This is a genomic window from Tenuifilum sp. 4138str (assembly GCF_041102575.1).
Lineage (GTDB): Bacteria > Bacteroidota > Bacteroidia > Bacteroidales > Tenuifilaceae > Tenuifilum > Tenuifilum osseticum.
Window position 1 is genome coordinate 92314 of sequence record NZ_JBGCUE010000013.1, and the last position, 17777, is coordinate 110090.

Sequence of the window (17777 nt, forward strand, 5' to 3'; positions counted from 1 at the left end):
ATCAACTTGTAAGAAGTCTTTTAGATCTTGCTGGTCGTACATTAACAAAAATGGGATTTTTAAATACTGAACCTGTCAACAAACATTGTCCTGGCCCAAGTGCTGGCACATTAGTCCAAAGTGCTTCATGAACTCCACCAGTTGTCTGTTTGACTGGAGCAAGATTCGTAGCAGACTTGAGTTGATGTATGAAACGTGTGTTCGCAAGTTCAAAAAGCTCATCAGGAACATGTCCGGGTTGTTGCGAAACCAAAGCTAAAGACATCCATCTTTTTCTACCTCTTCTGCTTATTGTTTGTAAATTGTCAAGGACAGCTCTCATTTTGCTTACGGATTGTCTCGAAACAAATGTGTGAACTTCTTCTATGACTACTAATACTTTTGGTCTCGGGGTAGAAGTACCTGGAATATTTTCGCCAAAAGGTGTTTCTATTACTTTATCAAACAAACATTGTAGAATATATGCAATTGCGATGTTTCGACTTCTATCATCTGTTTCTGATACATCGACTACTGAAAGCCTGCCGCCTACTAAAAAAGAATCAACTGGTAAATAAGAAATTCTAGCATTTTGGTTCCAATCCAACATTCCTGAGCTTGCGATGCTAAATAGTTTGCTTCGCAAAGCAGAGGCTGTATTTCTTTCGAATGCTTGAATTGTTCGCAAGAAATCCTCATGACCTAAAATATCAATCAATTCTTGTAGTGTGTACGTTTGTGTGGTATTTGAACTATGCTTAGCAATAATGTTATCCAAATCTTCATGTAACTCAACTTCCTGTGGAAAATTTTGCTTGACTTGATTTAGTGCTGATATGAAAGGCTTGTTAGTATTTGGAGCAAGTGCACCAAGATTTGAATTTTGTCGAGTCTGCCTTCTTCTTTGAATAGCAAACGATACAACTCTTTCGTACATTCTCTGTTGTGGTTCCGAGAATTCTTGAATATCAAAAATCACGTCATTATTTAATCCAGAAATTGGTACTTTAAATCTAATTGGATTCTCCGCTTCTGAATCACCTGAGCTTGGCACGAATGTTTGGAAATCTGTTATTCCAATGGGATTAAGGTTAAAATTTGACCTTAGAATTGAAATCATATCAACTCTATCGTTGGGCTCATTCATTCTTACATATTCACCCTCTACGTCAATAACGACAACCGCCCATCCTGCCTGAATTGCTTCTTCAATTAAAACTTGTGTTGTGTTTGACTTTCCTGAACCAACTGTACCAAAAATTCCTACATTTCTCGGAAGAAAATTTTTATTATTAGAATTAGATTTTACTTCTATTTTTTTTTCTTCGTAGCCCATTAGATGACCAATAAGAATGTCGCCATCGATTTCCAATAAACTTTTTAGTCTGTCAGGTGGGAAAATGAAAATTTCACTATAAGGTCTTGGTCTTGTTGGCGTTGGGATAAGTCTTTCCCCATTTACCAATTGCCCAAGAACTTCAATTGTACCGTAAACAAAATAAGAAGGTCTAAATTTAGTCCGTTCAGGGTGTAATACAGTAGTTCGAGTTATTGCTGAGTCAGCACCGATTTCATGAGGACTATGAAAAGGACCTTCTACAATTCGTCCAAGAAATTCTAAATTTTGTTCATTATCCTTTATTCCAACATATACGTCTCGCCTAAAAAGTCTCCTTCTCTCTGCTGTAACCATTGCACCAGAGGTAGTATTGTCGACACTTCCATTGTCAAAGTTTATAAAACCAATTACACCATCTAAGAGCGTACTATTTATAATTTGCTCCTCGCGAGACGAATCAATTATAGGCTCTTGAATATTTTCAGGCATGTTAGTTGGCTGTTGGTTTTCCATTTGTTCGCCTTCTTGATTTTGAATGTTTTCTTTATTCATAATTAATTATATTCTTGTTAGTCTTGGGTCAATGTCAAAAAATCCGCTTTCAATACCAATGTCAAATAAACGACTTTCAACAAAAGTTTGAAATTCAGATCCTTTTATTAAGGTTCTGGCAATCTGGTCCGCCAAATCTATATGGTACGGGAAGCCTCTAACAGTAAAAGGCGAACCCTCGATTTCAAAACCTCTTGTCCAAAGTGAATCAGCAAGGAAAAGTGAAACCGCTTCTTCAACTTGTTCTTTATGGCATTCTAATATGAATGGTTTATTTCCGGCTTTTACTAATACAATTGATATTTGCGGACCTACTCTTTGAATAAATTCTCTGAAACGTTGCTTATCCTGTTGATTAAAATTGGCTCCAGCTTGTATTTCATCACCATCTAAAAACAGAGTAAGAACATTAGTGAGGTCTTTAATTACAATAAACTCTCCGGGCTCCAGAAGAATGGCCGCATTTAATATATCAATATCATCAGATGCCTCGCTTGCTGCAATAAAGTTTTTCTTTTCCAAAAGTTCGTAAACTAAATCAAAAGCGGGTTGAAGATTATCTTGTGGTCGACCTGCTCCTGTTCTTAATTCATGGGGTAAAATTTCACCATGCATCATTCTCCAATCAGCCCGGTGGTCAAGTAATAATCTTCTCTCGCCATAAAGCATTATAGCACGAGCCAAAAGATTTGAAATTTTTCTAGTTCCTCTTAATTTCTGAAAATAATCTATGGCATTACCTGTATCCTGTGTAATTTCTGCTTCAAAAATTTTTGTTATGTAATCAACAACCTCCCCTTTGTTAAATACAATTACCACACCAACTTGGATTTTTGAACCACCAAGTAACGGGACATGAGATATAGTTCCATCAGATGCTGCCACAGTACCTGTCAACAAAAGATTTTTGGCTTCTTCTAATTTGTATGATGATGGTCTAGATATTTTATTTACTAGATCGGGGTTAGTTTTTATCAATTCCTCCCTGTATCTAATTCTGAGTTCATTGGTTTTCTTAACCGAGTTGTCAACCCGTTCTTTAAGGTCGTTTAGATGTTCTTCGAAATTAGTCCATGGTGAATCATGAAGAACCTGTCTTATTGTAGGTCTTGTGTACTCTATATGTTGATTCATATTTTGTCTTTCTCTTTCTTTAAACTTGCCGGTAAATTGTTTATCGTATGACATTATTATTCCAAATCACCTAAAACAATTGTATACGAGGGATAAAATCGTACAATATTTCGTACTAGTATCTGTTTAGCATTTCTACAACAAAAATAAAAATTATTACAAATCATCAAACGGAAATTTGGCTTTTGCAAGTTATTATGACTAACAGTTTAGGTTGTTTGTTGATGGTAAAAGCGACCTCACCCCACCTCTCTCCTGAAAGGAGAGGGGGTAGCAATTTGAAGTTTTCTGCAGGGCTAAAGTCTCCCCTCTCAGGGGAGATTTTGAGGGGTCATCTAAGTTGAATATGGGTAACGTCCTTAACCCAGCCCTTTCCTCTGAGAGGGAATGGAGCAGAAGAAGCAGGCAGTGGCATAAAAGCCTGACCCGACAATGGGTCGGGCTTTTATGCCTTTATTTTCTTTGGCTCTTTCTTGTATTAAGACAAGAAAGAAAGTGTGAATAGCTCTTTGCAATACTTTATGTTGCGATGCAACGTTTCAGTGTCGCTCTTTGGAAAAAGTATTGCGTGCATCGCCATACTGGTGGGAGTAGGCTTGGTGTTACAAATGTTTCGCCCCTACGGGGCTAGAAGCGTTGTTCGTTGTTCGTGAATCGTTGTTCGTGAATATCTTTGTTTAACAGCGTGTTACATTGTGAAAAGCTGTGATACTTGCTGTTGCTTGGTTTATGTTGTGATTGCTATGCTGAGAGCTGTAGAAGCATCGCTTTTCCCTTTCATCCCCTTTAATGGGATTCCTCGACTACCTCGGAATGACATCACAATTGGCTCCCTCACTCACTTTGTCATGCTGAGCTAGCCGAAGCATCACATTGTACCTTTATTCCCTTAATACCTTTTATCGTTCTTTGACATGCTCTTCTGTTGCGATGCAAAGTTTCAGTGTAGCTTTTTGCTTATGCATTGCGTGCATCGCAAGACTAGTGGGGGTAGCTCTTTAGTTACAAATGTTTCGCCCCTACGGGGCTGGAAACGGTGTTCGTTGTTCGTAAATGCTATTCTGTGTAACACCGTGTTACACTGTGAAACCCTGTGAGGCTTATTTAGTTGATGGTTGACGGTTGGTGTTTGTTAGTGAGGGTAATGTCATGTTGAGCGTTAGCGAAACATCTCATTTGGGCGATCAGTGATCCTTCGCTGCGCTCGGGATGACAAGAGTAGTTGACAGTTGAAAGTTGTTAGTTGATAGTGAAAATACTAAACACTAAAAACCAAACACTTCTTTCCATCTTCCCTGTACACTGCACACTGTACACTGCACACTATTCAATAGATCCCTCAACTACGCTCGGGATGACAAATGTAGTTGACAGTTGATGGTTGTTAGTGAGGGTAATGTCATGTTGAGCGTTAGCGAAACATCTCATTTGGGTGGTCAAAGACCCTTCGTTGCGCTCAGGATGACAAGCGGAGTTGGCAGTTGACAGTTGTTAGTTGATAGTAAAAATACTAAACACTAAAAACCAAACACTAAAAACAGTTCTGGGGCAACTTGGTTCTTGAGGCTAATTTATTGCGCCCAGGCTAGGGGTTACTGCTAAGGCTTACCTTCTCGTTAAGAGCTACGAGCTTGTCGCTAATATCCTTAACCTGTTGGTTTACCTGCTTTACAAGCTTGGAGTAGGTTTCCTGGGTTATGTTTTTGCCATCGAGCAGGCTGATGGCTACCTTAAGCTCATCGAGCTGGTGGGCCAGCCTTTCGGTTTCAATCCGGAGCTCGTCGTTTTTTGATGTTTCAGGTACCCGCGCTAACCTATTGAGCTGGAACAGGAATATGGAGTAAAAAACCTCGGTTTGGCGCGCTACGGAATCGGAGCGGGTAAAAAGATTCGATAGCTCAGTGTATTTCATGCCTTGAGCGGCTACTTGCTGCCTGGAGCAGAGCTCCGGACGCAGTTTGCAAATCAAATCGATGTTTGCATCGGCCTGGCGCTGAATGGCAAGTAGCTTCTCGTTGAAGTTCTTCACCATGGACAGGTCTTTACCGCTTAAATCGATTTTTAGAAAATCACGTATGTTGAACACGTCGCGTTCAATCTCGCTAATTTTCCCGTTCAGGAAACGTGCGCTTTCAAGGTTTGCGTTATCGGGGTACAAATGCTTAAAGTTTTGCTGCATGAGCTGAATGAGCTCAATGCGATTAAAAACCCATGGTTGAAGAGCCGTAGCAATGCTGTCGTAGCGTTGGAGTTCAACTTTAAGGTAGTATGCATCGAGCCTTTGGGTAAACTCCGTTACTGCGCCAAGGGAGCGCTCGCGGCAAAGCGAGCAAGAGGTTGACTTGGCAAGCCGGAGTAGGTTATCGGTAATGGTTTTGTTTTTGGGATTTGCCTCGGCTTTCCGAACCCTTTCAATTTCGGCCTCAAAGGTTCCCTTGAAAAGTTGCTCCTCCAGCCTTGAGAGGTGGTTCGCGATGATTTGACCCTCGAGGTTTTGGCTCATCAGCTCCGGCTTAAAGATATCGGAGAACCTTAGGTCGGCAATGTATTTTTCCAGGTCGGCATTGAGGACTTTGGGATCGGCCTCGAGGCGAACAAGGGTGTTAACAAGGTTCTTGGTCGATTTTAGGTTGTGGTCGTTATCCATATAAAGCGAGGCAAAGCCCAGGATTGATTCATACTCCCGGTTGAAAACGGTTGAAAATGTATTATTGCCCCGATACTTATACTTCATCTCCTCGTAGGCTTTTTGTAGCTGACGGTAGTACTGCATAACCCGGAAAAGGCTGACCGAAATGGCATCGTTATTCCCGGTTCGGTAGTTGAGGCTGTAAATGTCGAGGTGATTTTTAAGCTGGGCAAAGATGTTGAGGAAATTGAGTAAATCCTTTTCCTGGCGGTAAGTTTCGGCATTGATAAGTCCCTGTCGGAAGTCGTTTTCAACCTTAAGCTTACGCTTTTCGATATTGGCAAAGGTTACCTCATCGCCCGAAATTTGTTCGGTGCGGTATAACGATTTGTAGTTTGCCACTACAATTACAGGGTAGCTCCGGATGCCAATCAGTTCCCGCAGCTGGTTACGGTTAACCCGCCCATTTGTAACGGTATCGAGGAATTGACGAAGTGGTACACCAGAAAACTCAACTGCAGGCGTGTTGGCGGTTGTAAGCAAGTAAAGCCTTATGGAGTGTAGACGGGTATCGAAATTCTTTTGCTCAAACAACCTAATGGTAGAGCTAAACCGGTACTCCTTTTTCTTAGTGTTAGCCTCAATAAAATTGCCAAACTCGCCTATAATGCTCATAACGGCATCGGTTGGAGTGGTAATCTTTGAAAGGTTTTTCAGCTGCGAGGCAACAAGCGCAAGCATCTGGTCGCGGTCGTTATTGGTGATGGCGCGAACACGTATTTCCGCATCGATGTAATCGCGGGCCGAGTATAATGGCAGGTTATCGATAATGCGGACATAATCAATATTATCGCTTACAAAGGTTTGGTACTTGCTATCCTTATCGCGTGAAATCTGGAAGTTATAGAGGGGGTAGCTTATATCATTATCGCCAAAAAACTTTACGTTCTTAAGGCTTGCGGTAATAAAGAGGTACTCAAGTTGCTCCTCCTCCACGCCCAACTTTTTCCGCCTTTTTTTCTTGGGTTCAACCCTTGCAAAATCGAGCTCATTGATGAGCGTACTGAACTTATCGCCGTTTAGCAGAAAGATATCAGTTGTGAGGTACTGCCACTCGCCTGTGAAGTTGAAGCTTGCCGTATCGGAGAAAAGCAGCCTTGGTTCAATATCGCGCTGGCCAAAGGCAAGTAATGCCGATAGCCAAAGCAAACCGATTAGAGCGATAGATTTGGTGTTCATACTTAAGATTCCAAATTGAAAAGGATAAAGGTTATAAGGATAAAGGATAAAGGGTTAAAAGATATATTCACAAAATCAATTCTTTCTCTCTATATTTTTTACTAACTCATTTAGTTCTTCCACTTTTGGTTTTAGTTGAAGATACTCAAAGTACCAACATGTAATTTCATTTGGATTCATAGCACAACCTTTAAACCTCCAAATCCTTTGTATTTACTAATTTTTTCAATATCTTCTTTCGTTATTTCTCTTTCCTTACTTGTAATATCATAGTAAGTTCTTATTGCTTCAAGGTTATCCTCAAACACTTGTCTTTTATTGTAACTCATACACTATAATTTTAATTTAATTACTTCCATCATTTCATCTTCAAACTCATCGGTATATGCAAAATCAATCTTTTCAAACCCGTACTTCTCAAATATTCCCTCTCCTGCTTTCACTATTTCAATTATTTTTTTCTTTAACGTTCCTTCACTTTCCAATCTTTCATAATAATCTTCATCCATTTCTCTTATCCTTTCCTCAATGTATGAGTATTTTGAATTAGTATATCCCTCTTTTAAAACCTCTATTGCTCCGAGTTCTGCCATTAATGGCATTTCTCCCCTTTCAATCATATCATTATATAATCTAAATGCCATTTCCGTTTTGGCCCTCAAAAAGTCTTCATACTCTATTCCCATATTTTCCTTTATTTCTGGGAAAAAATCATCCATGTACCCATCAAGGTATTTCCTAAAATTTTCTTTCGTTTCCATTTTTTCTACTTTCTTGTTGAACAAATTTAAACTTTTACTATCTACTAACAACCATCAACCAAACCTACCTAGCTGACCCTACGGGGAGGGACAACCTCCTTGGAGGGGTCGAACATGTAGCGGTAGGTTATGTGTGTTTTACGCACACGAGCACCAATTTGTTCGGCTACGCGTCGCATGGTGGGGTTAAAATCGCCAATCCAGTTCAGCTCCAGCTCGGTGTAGCGGAACCCAGGGGCTAAAGCCCGCTTAGCGAATTCATTTACCAGCGCACCCTCAACTCCCTTTCCCTGGTGCTTTGGAACAATACCAAAAATCAGGCCAATGGCCTTGGTGCAAACCTTTTTAACTTTAAGCAAGTACAAAAAGTACAACTTGGAAAGGATATCGAACTTACCGTTCAGGTGCCTTACAACCTGATTAAGGTCGGGTACCATGATAAAAAATCCAATGGGTTCGCCCTCGTAATAAGCAAAGTACATGAGCTCGGGGTCAATAATAGGCTTCATGGTTTTCATTAGAGCCATGGCGTGAGCCTCACTAATTTTCTTAACTCCGGTGTATCGGCCCCAAGCGTTGTTATAAATGGTGCGGAAATCCTCGGCAAACTTCTTTAAATTCTTTTTCGATATTGTTGTAATGGTGTACGAAGGGTTACGAGCAATACGCTCAGCCTTTTCCCAAACAACGGGGTCAACATTTTCAGAGTTAACCAACCGGTGGTAGGTGTACTGGTGGAAGTAAACCTTAAATCCATAGTTTTCGAAGAGGTTGCGGTAGTATGGCAAGTGGTAATCCATGCAGTAGTTGGGCGGGAAATCGCCATCAACCAGCAGGCCCCACCAGCGATCGCGGTCGCCAAAGTTGATGGGGCCATCCATGGCCTCCATGCCCTTTGATTTGAGCCACTCCCGGGCAGTATCGAACATCAGGTTAGCCGCCTCCTGGCTATTGATGCACTCAAAAAATCCAATGCCACCCGTTGGCTGCTCAGAGTTTTTGGCAATCTCTTTATCGTAGAAAGCAGCAATTCGGCCAACTGGTTTGCCGTTATCGTATAAAACCCAGCGGATAGCCTTGCCATGGCGGAAATGCTTGTTAACCTCGGGGTTGAAAACATTCTCAATATCCACGTCAAGCGGGCGAATCCAGTTTGGATAATCGCTGTAAAGCGAGAGCGGTAGTTCAAGAAAATCGTTACGGGTGTGTTTACTATTTACCTCTACAAGTTTGAAATTAGCCATGACAGTTAAATTTGTTTACTACGTATCAGCATTTCAGCAATCTGTAAATCGAAAGGAGTTGTAATTTTAATGTTTTCCCGGTTACCCTCAACGGTATGTATGGTGTATCCCTGCGATTCTACTACTGAGGCATCGTCGGTAAAGTAGGGTTGCTCAGGAACGTTATAGCATTCCTTAATCAGTTCCGATTTAAAAACCTGAGGGGTTTGCACAAGTAAAACACTGTTGCGGTCAAATGCTTTAGAGGTACTGCCCTCAACCAGGCGCACCGATTCAACAGGTTTGATTACGGGAATTGCAATACCTTTTTGGGCTGCAGTTGCATAGCACTCCTCAATAACCTGTTTTGAAACAAGTGGCCGAACGCCATCGTGAATGGCGACAAGGGAGTTGTTTAAAGGGATTAGGGAAAGACCATTTTTAACCGACTGAAAGCGAGTTTCACCCCCGGCAGTAAGGGTTAAATTTGCGGTAAAACTATACTCAACGCAAAGGTTTTTCCATCGCTCCATCTGGTTTTTTGGGAGAACAAGCACAATACCGGGTTTTTGGGAAAGGGACAAAAAAAGCTCAATGGTATGCATTAGAATGGGTTTACCGTTCAGGATCAGGAACTGCTTGGGGGCTTCGGAACCCATTCGTTGACCCGAGCCACCGGCAACAATAACCGCAAAACGATTAGTGCTCATAAAGTAAGATTATCGGCTCCGAAAGTTATCAAAAATTATCCCAAGTGCAATGACTTAAGGGGTTAATTCGGGATGTGTAGGAGTGGAAGGAATATGAGGGAGTTTTAGTCAGTAAAACGTGAACCGTTAATCGTGAACCGCTAATCGTAAACCGTGAATCGTAAAATGCATGAATAAAAGTTGGAATATGATGGAGTTAGAAGAAGTTAGAGGAAGTTTGAGGAAGACGAATCATGAATCGTTAAACGTAACCGTTAAAAGTGAACCGTTAAAAGTAAAAGCGTGAATAAAAGTCGGAATGAGTTGGAATGGTAGAATGTGAGGGAAGTAAATGTAGAGATAATAAAAAAACTATCTTTCCGAAAACGTTTGCGGGTTCATTAAACCGTAAAACAATGGCAAAATGTTGATTTTCAACAATTGAATGCTGATATTTGCGGGGATGCATGGTAAAAACAACATATATGGTTAAGTACAACTATGTAAAGGAGTTTGTTGAGAAACCCATTAGGACACACTGGGAACTCAACTCGCTATCGGATTTTAAAGGGGAAACCTTTACCTATGCCGATGTGGCCCGAAAAATACACTATCTCCATAAACTATATCAAATGTGGGGTGTAAAAACTGGCGATAAGGTTGCCCTTGTGGGAAGGAATAATGCTGAGTGGGGCATAGTGTATCTTTCCGTAATATCGTATGGGGCTGTTATTGTGCCAATACTACCGGATTTTTCGCCAACCGAGATACACAACATTGTAAACCATTCCGATTCCGTGCTTCTTTTTGCAGGCGATATGGTTTGGGGTGGCCTGAACCAAGCCGAAATGCCCAATCTAAAAGCAATATTCAGCATTTCAGGGTTTAACCTCCTTGTTTCAAATGATGAGGAAAGCCGAAGGCTATTTGAGGCGGCAAAATCCGCTATTACCGATGAGATGAAAAGTCTCACCCCCGACAAGGTTAACTATCCCGAAGTACCAAACAGCGAGCTTGGGGTTATCAGTTACACATCGGGCACAACAGGGTTCTCAAAGGGAGTAATGCTGCCACTCAACAGTCTTGCCGCCAATACCGATTATGCCCGAAATAACATGCACCTGGTAAAGGGCGATCAAATTGTATCGTTTTTACCGCTGGCACACGCATTTGGATGTGCTTTTGAATTTCTATTCCCATTTGCCATGGGATGTCATATTACTTTTTTAACCAAAATCCCGTCGCCCCCTATAATTCTTGAGGCATTTGCCAAGGTTCGCCCACGCTTAGTGCTGACTGTGCCCCTGGTAATAGAAAAGATTTTCAAGAAACAGGTACAGCCTAAGATTGAAACGCCCGCCATGAAGGTTTTACTCAACATTCCGTTGCTAAATAAGGTAATATTTAAGAAGATTAACGAGAAACTATCAAATGCATTTGGTGGCAATTTTCATGAGATAGTAATAGGTGGTGCAGCGCTAAACCCCGATGTAGAACGCTTCCTACGTCGTATTAAATTCAAGTATACCGTTGGGTATGGGATGACAGAATGCGGCCCGCTTATTTCGTATTCGGGGTGGCGTACCAATCCCATGGGCTCGTGCGGCAAGGTGATAAACTACCTTGAGATGAAAATAGATTCATCGGACCCATACAGCGAGGTTGGCGAAATACTGGTAAGGGGTGAGAACGTAATGATGGGCTACTACAAAAACCCCGAAGCCACCCAAAAGGCATTGGACAATGGCTGGTTACACACTGGCGATTTTGGGGTATACGATAGTAAAGGATTTATATACATAAAAGGCCGAAGTAAAAGCATGATACTTGGTCCAAGTGGTCAAAACATTTACCCCGAGGAGATTGAGGCACGGCTTAATAATATTCCTTTTGTTCAGGAATCGCTTGTGATAGAGCAAAAGGGTAAACTTATTGGGTTGATTTACCCCGATTACGAGTCGGTTCAGCAGCAAGGTATTGACCCCGATAAGTTGGAGCCGGTTCTTGAACACCATCGCCTTGAGGTAAACAAGCATCTACCCCAGTATAGCCAAATAGCCAAGCTTGTGGTTTACAACCAGGAGTTTGAGAAAACTCCCAAAAAGAGCATTAAACGGTTCAAATACCAGTACTCCGATAACTAGTGGTTTTCCGATAGTAGTAAAACCCGGAGCATTATTAGGTAAAGTATTGGAAGCATAACGGTTTGTAAAAACCTAAAGAAAAAAAAGTTGAGTATATCGCGGTAAATAAGAATACCTAGAAGGGTAATAATAGAACAATCGAGCAGGGCCAGGAAAACCCTGCTTGTTTTTTTATGAACAACTTTTGGCAGCAAGTGCTGTAGGCTAACCCCGGACATGTGGTAGAGACAAATGGTAAGAATAACAGGGGTAATAATTCCGAAAACCAAAAGAATAAAAGGCGATTGTAAAACCCTGAATGAGTATAGAATACCAAAAGATAAAAAGAGAAAAAGATTGAACGAAAACGCACCAGGCTTTTCCACCAGGTTGCGGGTCCAGAAATGCAGTATATGTTCTTTGGCTTGCTGATTCATAATGAGTTAGGCATTGATAATTTGATAAGCAAGATACGCCATATAAACCATTACTAGAATCATCCCTTCGCGTCGGTCGAACTTACGACCTGGGCCACTAACGGCAAAGACTAACATTAGAATTCCAGCAGCTATGTTTAGGGCTAAATCGAGGTTTGCACCACTGTATAGCTTAATGGGTTTTAGTCCGGCAGTAAGGCCCAATATTAGCAATATATTGAAAATGTTTGAACCTACCACATTGCCAATGGCAATATCGGGTTTGTTGCGGTATGCAGCCACAACCGAGGTGGCCAGCTCAGGTAGCGATGTTCCCGCGGCTACAATGGTTAAACCTATAATTGACTGGCTTACCCCAAGTTTTGTGGCCATATTAACAGCCCCAAGCACAATAAGCTTACCGCCTCCTACCAGAAATGCTAACCCCCCAATAACCATCAGCACCGACATCCAAAGCTTTCGGGTTTCAATTTCGGGCGAGGCTGAGGCTGGATCCTCCTTTCCAACCAGGAAATTGTAGTACATGAAAACACAAAAAAGTAAAAGTAAAACCAAGCCTGCCGACCGCGATATTACATTTAGCTCTGCTGAATCGAGGAAAACCTCATTTGAGAGCACCCATAACACTAAAGCCGAGAGTAAAAAGAAAGGAATTTCAACCTTCACAGTACTATGCTGTACACCAACCGGTTTAACCAGGGCTGCTAAACCCAGAATCATAAAAGTATTGAAAATGTTACTTCCCAAAACATTGCCAAGGGCAATATCGGAACTACCCCCTATAGCCGAAATAAGGTTAACTGACAATTCCGGAGCCGAGGTACCGAAAGCAACCACTGTTAGGCCAATGGTTAATGCTGATATACCTAAACGCTTTGCTATACTCGATGCGCCCTCAACAAGCCATGTTGCACCTAATACAAGGATTACTACCCCAAGAATAATAAATAAAAGATTCATCAGTTTTGAGTTTGAAGTAAACAGACAGGTTGATTTAAACCCAATAACAATATAAAAATAAGGTTAATCAGCGCAAAGATACAATAGATTAGGTTAACTTTGCTCGAAGTTTAACCTATAATAGTATAGCCTTGAAAAGGATATTAATTACAGTTGGCGCTTCGGTTTTGGTTTTACTTATGTTTCCACGGTGTGCCAAGGTGGTTTCGCCAACCGGAGGGCCAAAGGATACTATTCCCCCGGTTTTAGTCAATAGTAATCCAAAACCAAACGCAACCGGATTTAGCGGACAAAAAATTGTTCTGGAATTTGATGAGTTTATTCAGCTCAAGGAGCTACACCAAAAACTGTTGGTATCGCCACCTCTAAAAAGTAAACCCCAACCCAAGCAGAAAGGTAAGAAACTAGAGCTTGAGCTTACCGACACCCTAAAACCCAATACCACATATACCTTTTACTTTTCCGATGCAGTAAGGGACAACAATGAAGGCAACCCGATTAAAAATTTCATATTCTCATTCTCAACCGGGCAAACAATCGATACCCTTACCCTTTCAGGACGTGTGTTGAACGCAATTACTAATGAGCCCGTTGAAAACGCCCTTGTAATGCTTTACGATTCATTTACCGATACCCTACCCTACATTACTCTGCCCAATCATATTACAAAAACCGATAAGGACGGGAAATTCACACTGGTAAACCTAAAGCCCATAAAGTACAAGCTTGTAGTTGTTGACGATAAAAACGGCAATTACCTATATAACCAGGGTTCGGAGAGTATTGGTTTTATTTCTAATGAGGTAAACCCATCCGATAAAACCCCCAAAAGTATCAGTATAAGACTGTTCAGGGAGGAACTCCCCAACCAAATAGTTACAGGGTACGATCGTCCTGAACGCAACATACTATCCTTGAGCTTTTCTCGAAAACCTGTTGGTGGGTTTAGCCTGAAACCTATTGATAGGCTTAAATTAACGAACTGGTATGTGGTTGAACCCGATAACAATGGCGATACGCTTAAACTTTGGATAGTAAATGATGAGATAGCCAATCGTGATACCCTTATGGCTATACTTGAATACCAAAAAACAGACTCGTTATACAGGCTAAAACCACAAACCGATACATTACGATTCCTTTACTACAAGGAAGAGGTTCAACAGTCAAAGCGTAAAGGTAAGAAAGATGAAACCGCCCAGGTTAAGAAAGGTTTTACGGTTAGCACCTCTTTGCCCTCCGATAGGATGGTAATACCGAATGTACCATTTGAATTCACGCTTCCCATGCCCATTCGGAAGGCAGACAACACCAAGATATCGATTTTCAACACCACCGACAGTATAGCTGATGAGCAGATTAAATTGAAGGTAGATAGCCTGAACCCAAGGATTTTCAGATTTGAAAAGGACTGGAAACCCAATACTTCGTACAAGCTCACCATTTTACCTGGAGCTTTTGAAGACTATACAGGTCAAACCAACGATACCCTAATGTTGGAAATGATTGGTGCCGACCCTGAAAAGTATGGTATCCTAAGAATCAACCTAACTGGCGTTAGTAAGTCAGTTGTGGTTGAATTGCTGAGCGAAAAAGGCATACCTGTTGATGCAAGAACCATTCAGGGGAATGGAATTGTAGAATTCAGCTTTGTTAAGCCGGGAAAATATAGGTTACGGTTTATTGATGACTCTAACAGTAACGGGAAATGGGATTCGGGTTGCTACATGAAGCGAATTCAGCCCGAAAGGGTCATTTACTTTACCGATGAAAAAACAAAGGGAGTTATAAATATCAGGGCAAACTGGGATAGCGAGTTACAGTTCTCATTAAAACAGGAATAAGCAATGTCGGTACTAATGAATTTTGCCATGTTCCCAACCGATAAAGGGGCAAGTGTTAGCCCCTACGTGGCTAAAATTATTGAGCTGATAGGCGGGTTGGGTTATGAATTCAGGCTAACGGCCATGGGAACCATAGTTGAAACCCCCACCCTTCAGCAGGCCCTCGATGTGGTTGATAAAGCTTATAAGCTACTTGAGCCCGATTGTGAAAGGGTTTATGTGAGCATCAACCTCGATATCAGAAAAAGTGATTTAGGCCGGATTGATGGGAAAGTTAAATCGGTAACAGAAAAATTAAAAAAGTAACCAGTAGCATAGCATGATAAAAAAAAGTCTGACAGTATTACTTACCATTTTTGCCCTATCGGCATATAGTCAAACCTATGTTGGGGTAAAGGGGGGATACACCATGAGCGATATTGCTTTCTCGCCCGTTCAGAATACCCGTATGCTTTTTGCCGATGGATTCGATTACGGACTGGTTTTTAAGTACTTTAACCTGAAATACTTTGGTTTCCAGGCTGAGCTTTACATGGTAAACAGGGGTTACCGTAAGCCTATTGATTTGGCTGAGCTGGGCGATACACTTTACAAACGCGTAAACACATACATTGAACTCCCCATCTTCATGCAGGTTAGGTTTAACCTTAAGCTTTTCATGATTCATTTCAATGCCGGACCCTATATTGCATACCTGGTTCAGGCGCGCGAAGGCGATAACTCATCGGGTGAATACCAGATGAGCAATATCTCCATTAACATACTTCGCGATAATCGTATAGATTTTGGTGTACTTGGTGGTATTGGCTTAAGCCGCGATTTTAAGTGGGGAACTTTTTTTGCAGAGGGGCGAGTTGGATATGGTTATGGCGATATGCAAAAGCATACCTACACAGGAATGCCAAAGCAGTCAAAAGCTGTATTTCAAAGCGTAAACGTAGGCTACCTGTATCATTTTGGAAATAACTTAAAATAAGGATAAAACAGGCGAACCTTTTTTGCCCTCAGCATGTTTAGGTTCAAAAGTTATTTTGATGAAAAGCTGGAACGAAATACCTTACGATATACAGCGTGTAATTTCGAATACCGCAGTAGCCCCCGGCGCATATATTCTGAAGTTTAAAAAAAATAACCCCTTTATTGCAGGCCAAGTGCTTGCCTTGGGTGTTTCCAAGGAAATAGAACCACGGTATTATAGCATTGCCTCGGCCGAAAACGACGAGCTGATATCGATACTTTATACTGAAAGGGTTGAAGGGAAACTAACACCCATGCTGTCGCTCTTAAATCTAGGCGAAAACATAATGGTTTCCAAACCATTTGGAACCTTTACTCATATCAAGCCTTCGCCCGTATTCATTGCTGCAGGAACAGGAATTGCCCCATTCATGTCGATGTTGCTTACGGGTAAGGCAAGCGGAGTTACCCTCATACATGGTGCGCCCTACCCCGAATACTTTTACTACTCCGATACTCTAATAGGTAGGCTTGGCGAAAACTACATCCGATGCTGCTCACGTTGCCAGCCCGGATGCCTGTTTGTGGGGCGCGTAACTGACTTTGTGAAACAGTGGAACGACCTGGATGTCAATAGGCCATACTACCTTTGCGGTAGTGCCGAGATGGTTGTGGAAACCCGCGATATACTGATATCGAGAGGCGTTCCTGTGAGCAATATAAATTCGGAGATATACTTTTAGCTGATGGTTCCACTTTACGGAAAAACGCTCGATGAGCTTAAATCGATAGTAACAGCCGAAGGGCTTCCGTCGTTTACGGCATCCCAAATAGCCGATTGGCTTTACCATCACCATGCCGAAAGTATCGATGAGATGACCAATCTATCGAAAAAGGCCAGGGAGATGCTTTCAGCAAAGTATACCGTAGGGTTATCCAAACCCGAAAGGGTTTCGGAATCGGCCGATGGTACCAAAAAGTATCTGTTTCCTGTAGCCAATAACCGTTTCGTTGAGGCTGCCTATATTCCTGATGATGACCGGGCAACCCTTTGCGTTTCTTCGCAATCGGGCTGTAAGATGGGTTGCCTGTTTTGCATGACTGCAAAGCAGGGATTTCAGGGAAATCTTTCGGCTGGTGAAATACTGAACCAGCTGCGCAGCGTCCCTGAGTTTAAAAATGTGACAAACATTGTGTACATGGGGATGGGCGAACCATTCGATAACCTCGAGAATGTTCTTAAAAGCCTTGAAATTCTTACCTCAAAGTGGGGAATGGGCTGGAGCACCAAGCGCATTACGGTTTCAACCATTGGTCTTATCCCTGCCATGAACCAGTTCCTTGAAAAGTCAAACTGCCACTTAGCCATTAGCCTTCACACTCCGTTTGATGATGAGCGCCGGATGCTTATGCCTATCCAGAATGTTTACCCAATAGCCGATGTGGTTGATGAGCTCAAAAAGTACCGATTTAGCGACCACCACAGGGTGTCGTTTGAGTATATAATGTTTGATGGGCTAAACGATACCCCGCGCCACGTAAAGGAACTGGTGAAGCTGCTTAATGGGATAAACTGCCGGATAAATCTAATCCGATTCCATCCTATCCCCGATTCACCGCTCCGTACCTCACCCGACGAGCGCATTATACAGTTTCGCGATTCGCTAACCGCCAAGGGCATATTTACCACAATCCGTGCCTCGCGTGGGCAGGACATTCAGGCTGCATGTGGATTGTTATCAACCAAGGCGCTACAGGAAAAACGTTAACCGTTAACCGTGAGCCGTGAACCGTTAAACGGAATCTAATTTGTCATTCCGAGTCCCGATATATCGGGATAGACTATGCAGAGGAATCTTTATTACGATTTAAAGCGTGAGCTGTTAAGCGAAGTAGAACAGCAACTACAAC

At 41.9% G+C, this 17777-nt stretch carries 15 protein-coding genes; 6 read left to right on the forward strand and 9 right to left on the reverse strand.

Features of this window, described 5'->3' with window-relative positions:
* Position 1: 1 nt before the first annotated feature.
* From AB6811_RS11970 to AB6811_RS12000, 7 genes are all read right to left on the reverse strand, one after another.
* Positions 2-1870 carry an ATP-binding protein gene (locus AB6811_RS11970; protein ID WP_369490705.1) on the reverse strand — a complete coding sequence of 623 codons (1869 nt, stop codon included), beginning with the start codon at positions 1868-1870 and terminating at the stop codon, positions 2-4.
* Positions 1871-1876: 6 nt separating this feature from the next.
* Complete coding sequence (locus tag AB6811_RS11975) at positions 1877-3058, reverse strand: hypothetical protein (protein ID WP_369490706.1); 1182 nt, start codon at positions 3056-3058, stop codon at positions 1877-1879.
* 1531 nt (positions 3059-4589) lie between these two features.
* Positions 4590-6872: a hypothetical protein gene (locus tag AB6811_RS11980; RefSeq protein ID WP_369490707.1), complete on the reverse strand. Its 2283-nt coding sequence runs from the start codon at positions 6870-6872 to the stop codon at positions 4590-4592.
* 176 nt (positions 6873-7048) lie between these two features.
* On the reverse strand, positions 7049-7201 hold the full coding sequence (locus tag AB6811_RS11985; RefSeq protein ID WP_369490708.1) for a hypothetical protein: 153 nt from the start codon (positions 7199-7201) through the stop codon (positions 7049-7051).
* 3 nt (positions 7202-7204) lie between these two features.
* Positions 7205-7633, reverse strand: a complete 429-nt coding sequence (locus AB6811_RS11990; RefSeq protein WP_369490709.1) for a DUF1896 family protein — start codon at positions 7631-7633, stop codon at positions 7205-7207.
* Positions 7634-7701: 68 nt separating this feature from the next.
* Positions 7702-8877, reverse strand: coding sequence for a hypothetical protein (locus AB6811_RS11995; protein ID WP_369490710.1), 1176 nt, complete (start codon positions 8875-8877; stop codon positions 7702-7704).
* Between the two features lie 5 nt (positions 8878-8882).
* Positions 8883-9566, reverse strand: coding sequence for a 2-C-methyl-D-erythritol 4-phosphate cytidylyltransferase (locus AB6811_RS12000; RefSeq protein ID WP_369490711.1), 684 nt, complete (start codon positions 9564-9566; stop codon positions 8883-8885).
* A 464-nt stretch (positions 9567-10030) separates the two neighbouring features.
* On the opposite strand from AB6811_RS12000, the gene AB6811_RS12005 reads away from it, so the two are divergent.
* Complete coding sequence (locus AB6811_RS12005; protein WP_369490712.1) at positions 10031-11689, forward strand: AMP-binding protein; 1659 nt, start codon at positions 10031-10033, stop codon at positions 11687-11689.
* On the opposite strand, the gene AB6811_RS12010 is transcribed toward AB6811_RS12005, so the two are convergent.
* Together AB6811_RS12010 and AB6811_RS12015 are read right to left on the reverse strand one after the other, a co-directional pair.
* Positions 11686-12105, reverse strand: a complete 420-nt coding sequence (locus AB6811_RS12010) for a hypothetical protein (protein ID WP_369490713.1) — start codon at positions 12103-12105, stop codon at positions 11686-11688. The two genes, AB6811_RS12005 and AB6811_RS12010, sit on opposite strands and share 4 nt — an antisense overlap.
* 6 nt (positions 12106-12111) lie before the next feature.
* Complete coding sequence (locus tag AB6811_RS12015; RefSeq protein ID WP_369490714.1) at positions 12112-13065, reverse strand: calcium/sodium antiporter; 954 nt, start codon at positions 13063-13065, stop codon at positions 12112-12114.
* A 131-nt stretch (positions 13066-13196) separates the two neighbouring features.
* Here AB6811_RS12015 and AB6811_RS12020 point away from each other — a divergent pair, with 131 nt between their 5' ends.
* The 5 genes from AB6811_RS12020 to rlmN are packed head-to-tail and all read left to right on the forward strand — an operon-like array spanning position 13197 to position 17635.
* On the forward strand, positions 13197-14909 hold the full coding sequence (locus tag AB6811_RS12020) for an Ig-like domain-containing protein (RefSeq protein WP_369490715.1): 1713 nt from the start codon (positions 13197-13199) through the stop codon (positions 14907-14909).
* A gap of 3 nt (positions 14910-14912) precedes the next feature.
* Positions 14913-15215 carry a thiamine-binding protein gene (locus AB6811_RS12025; RefSeq protein WP_369490716.1) on the forward strand — a complete coding sequence of 101 codons (303 nt, stop codon included), beginning with the start codon at positions 14913-14915 and terminating at the stop codon, positions 15213-15215.
* 13 nt (positions 15216-15228) lie between these two features.
* On the forward strand, positions 15229-15885 hold the full coding sequence (locus tag AB6811_RS12030) for a porin family protein (RefSeq protein ID WP_369490717.1): 657 nt from the start codon (positions 15229-15231) through the stop codon (positions 15883-15885).
* 58 nt (positions 15886-15943) lie between these two features.
* Entirely contained in the window at positions 15944-16609 is a 666-nt protein-coding gene (locus tag AB6811_RS12035; RefSeq protein ID WP_369490718.1) for a ferredoxin--NADP reductase, read from the forward strand.
* Between the two features lie 3 nt (positions 16610-16612).
* On the forward strand, positions 16613-17635 hold the full coding sequence (gene rlmN, locus AB6811_RS12040; RefSeq protein ID WP_369490719.1) for a dual-specificity RNA methyltransferase RlmN: 1023 nt from the start codon (positions 16613-16615) through the stop codon (positions 17633-17635).
* Positions 17636-17777: the final 142 nt, after the last annotated feature.

Bases quoted from the DNA above. Each gene is read 5' to 3' on its own strand.
- AB6811_RS11970 (WP_369490705.1), bottom strand. From the start codon at position 1,870: ATGAATAAAGAAAACATTCAAAATCAAGAAGGCGAACAAATGGAAAAC.
- AB6811_RS11975 (WP_369490706.1), bottom strand. From the start codon at position 3,058: ATGTCATACGATAAACAATTTACCGGCAAGTTTAAAGAAAGAGAAAGA.
- AB6811_RS11980 (WP_369490707.1), bottom strand. From the start codon at position 6,872: ATGAACACCAAATCTATCGCTCTAATCGGTTTGCTTTGGCTATCGGCA.
- AB6811_RS11985 (WP_369490708.1), bottom strand. From the start codon at position 7,201: ATGAGTTACAATAAAAGACAAGTGTTTGAGGATAACCTTGAAGCAATA.
- AB6811_RS11990 (WP_369490709.1), bottom strand. From the start codon at position 7,633: ATGGAAACGAAAGAAAATTTTAGGAAATACCTTGATGGGTACATGGAT.
- AB6811_RS11995 (WP_369490710.1), bottom strand. From the start codon at position 8,877: ATGGCTAATTTCAAACTTGTAGAGGTAAATAGTAAACACACCCGTAAC.
- AB6811_RS12000 (WP_369490711.1), bottom strand. From the start codon at position 9,566: ATGAGCACTAATCGTTTTGCGGTTATTGTTGCCGGTGGCTCGGGTCAA.
- AB6811_RS12005 (WP_369490712.1), top strand. From the start codon at position 10,031: ATGGTTAAGTACAACTATGTAAAGGAGTTTGTTGAGAAACCCATTAGG.
- AB6811_RS12010 (WP_369490713.1), bottom strand. From the start codon at position 12,105: ATGAATCAGCAAGCCAAAGAACATATACTGCATTTCTGGACCCGCAAC.
- AB6811_RS12015 (WP_369490714.1), bottom strand. From the start codon at position 13,065: ATGAATCTTTTATTTATTATTCTTGGGGTAGTAATCCTTGTATTAGGT.
- AB6811_RS12025 (WP_369490716.1), top strand. From the start codon at position 14,913: ATGTCGGTACTAATGAATTTTGCCATGTTCCCAACCGATAAAGGGGCA.
- AB6811_RS12030 (WP_369490717.1), top strand. From the start codon at position 15,229: ATGATAAAAAAAAGTCTGACAGTATTACTTACCATTTTTGCCCTATCG.
- AB6811_RS12035 (WP_369490718.1), top strand. From the start codon at position 15,944: ATGAAAAGCTGGAACGAAATACCTTACGATATACAGCGTGTAATTTCG.
- rlmN (WP_369490719.1), top strand. From the start codon at position 16,613: ATGGTTCCACTTTACGGAAAAACGCTCGATGAGCTTAAATCGATAGTA.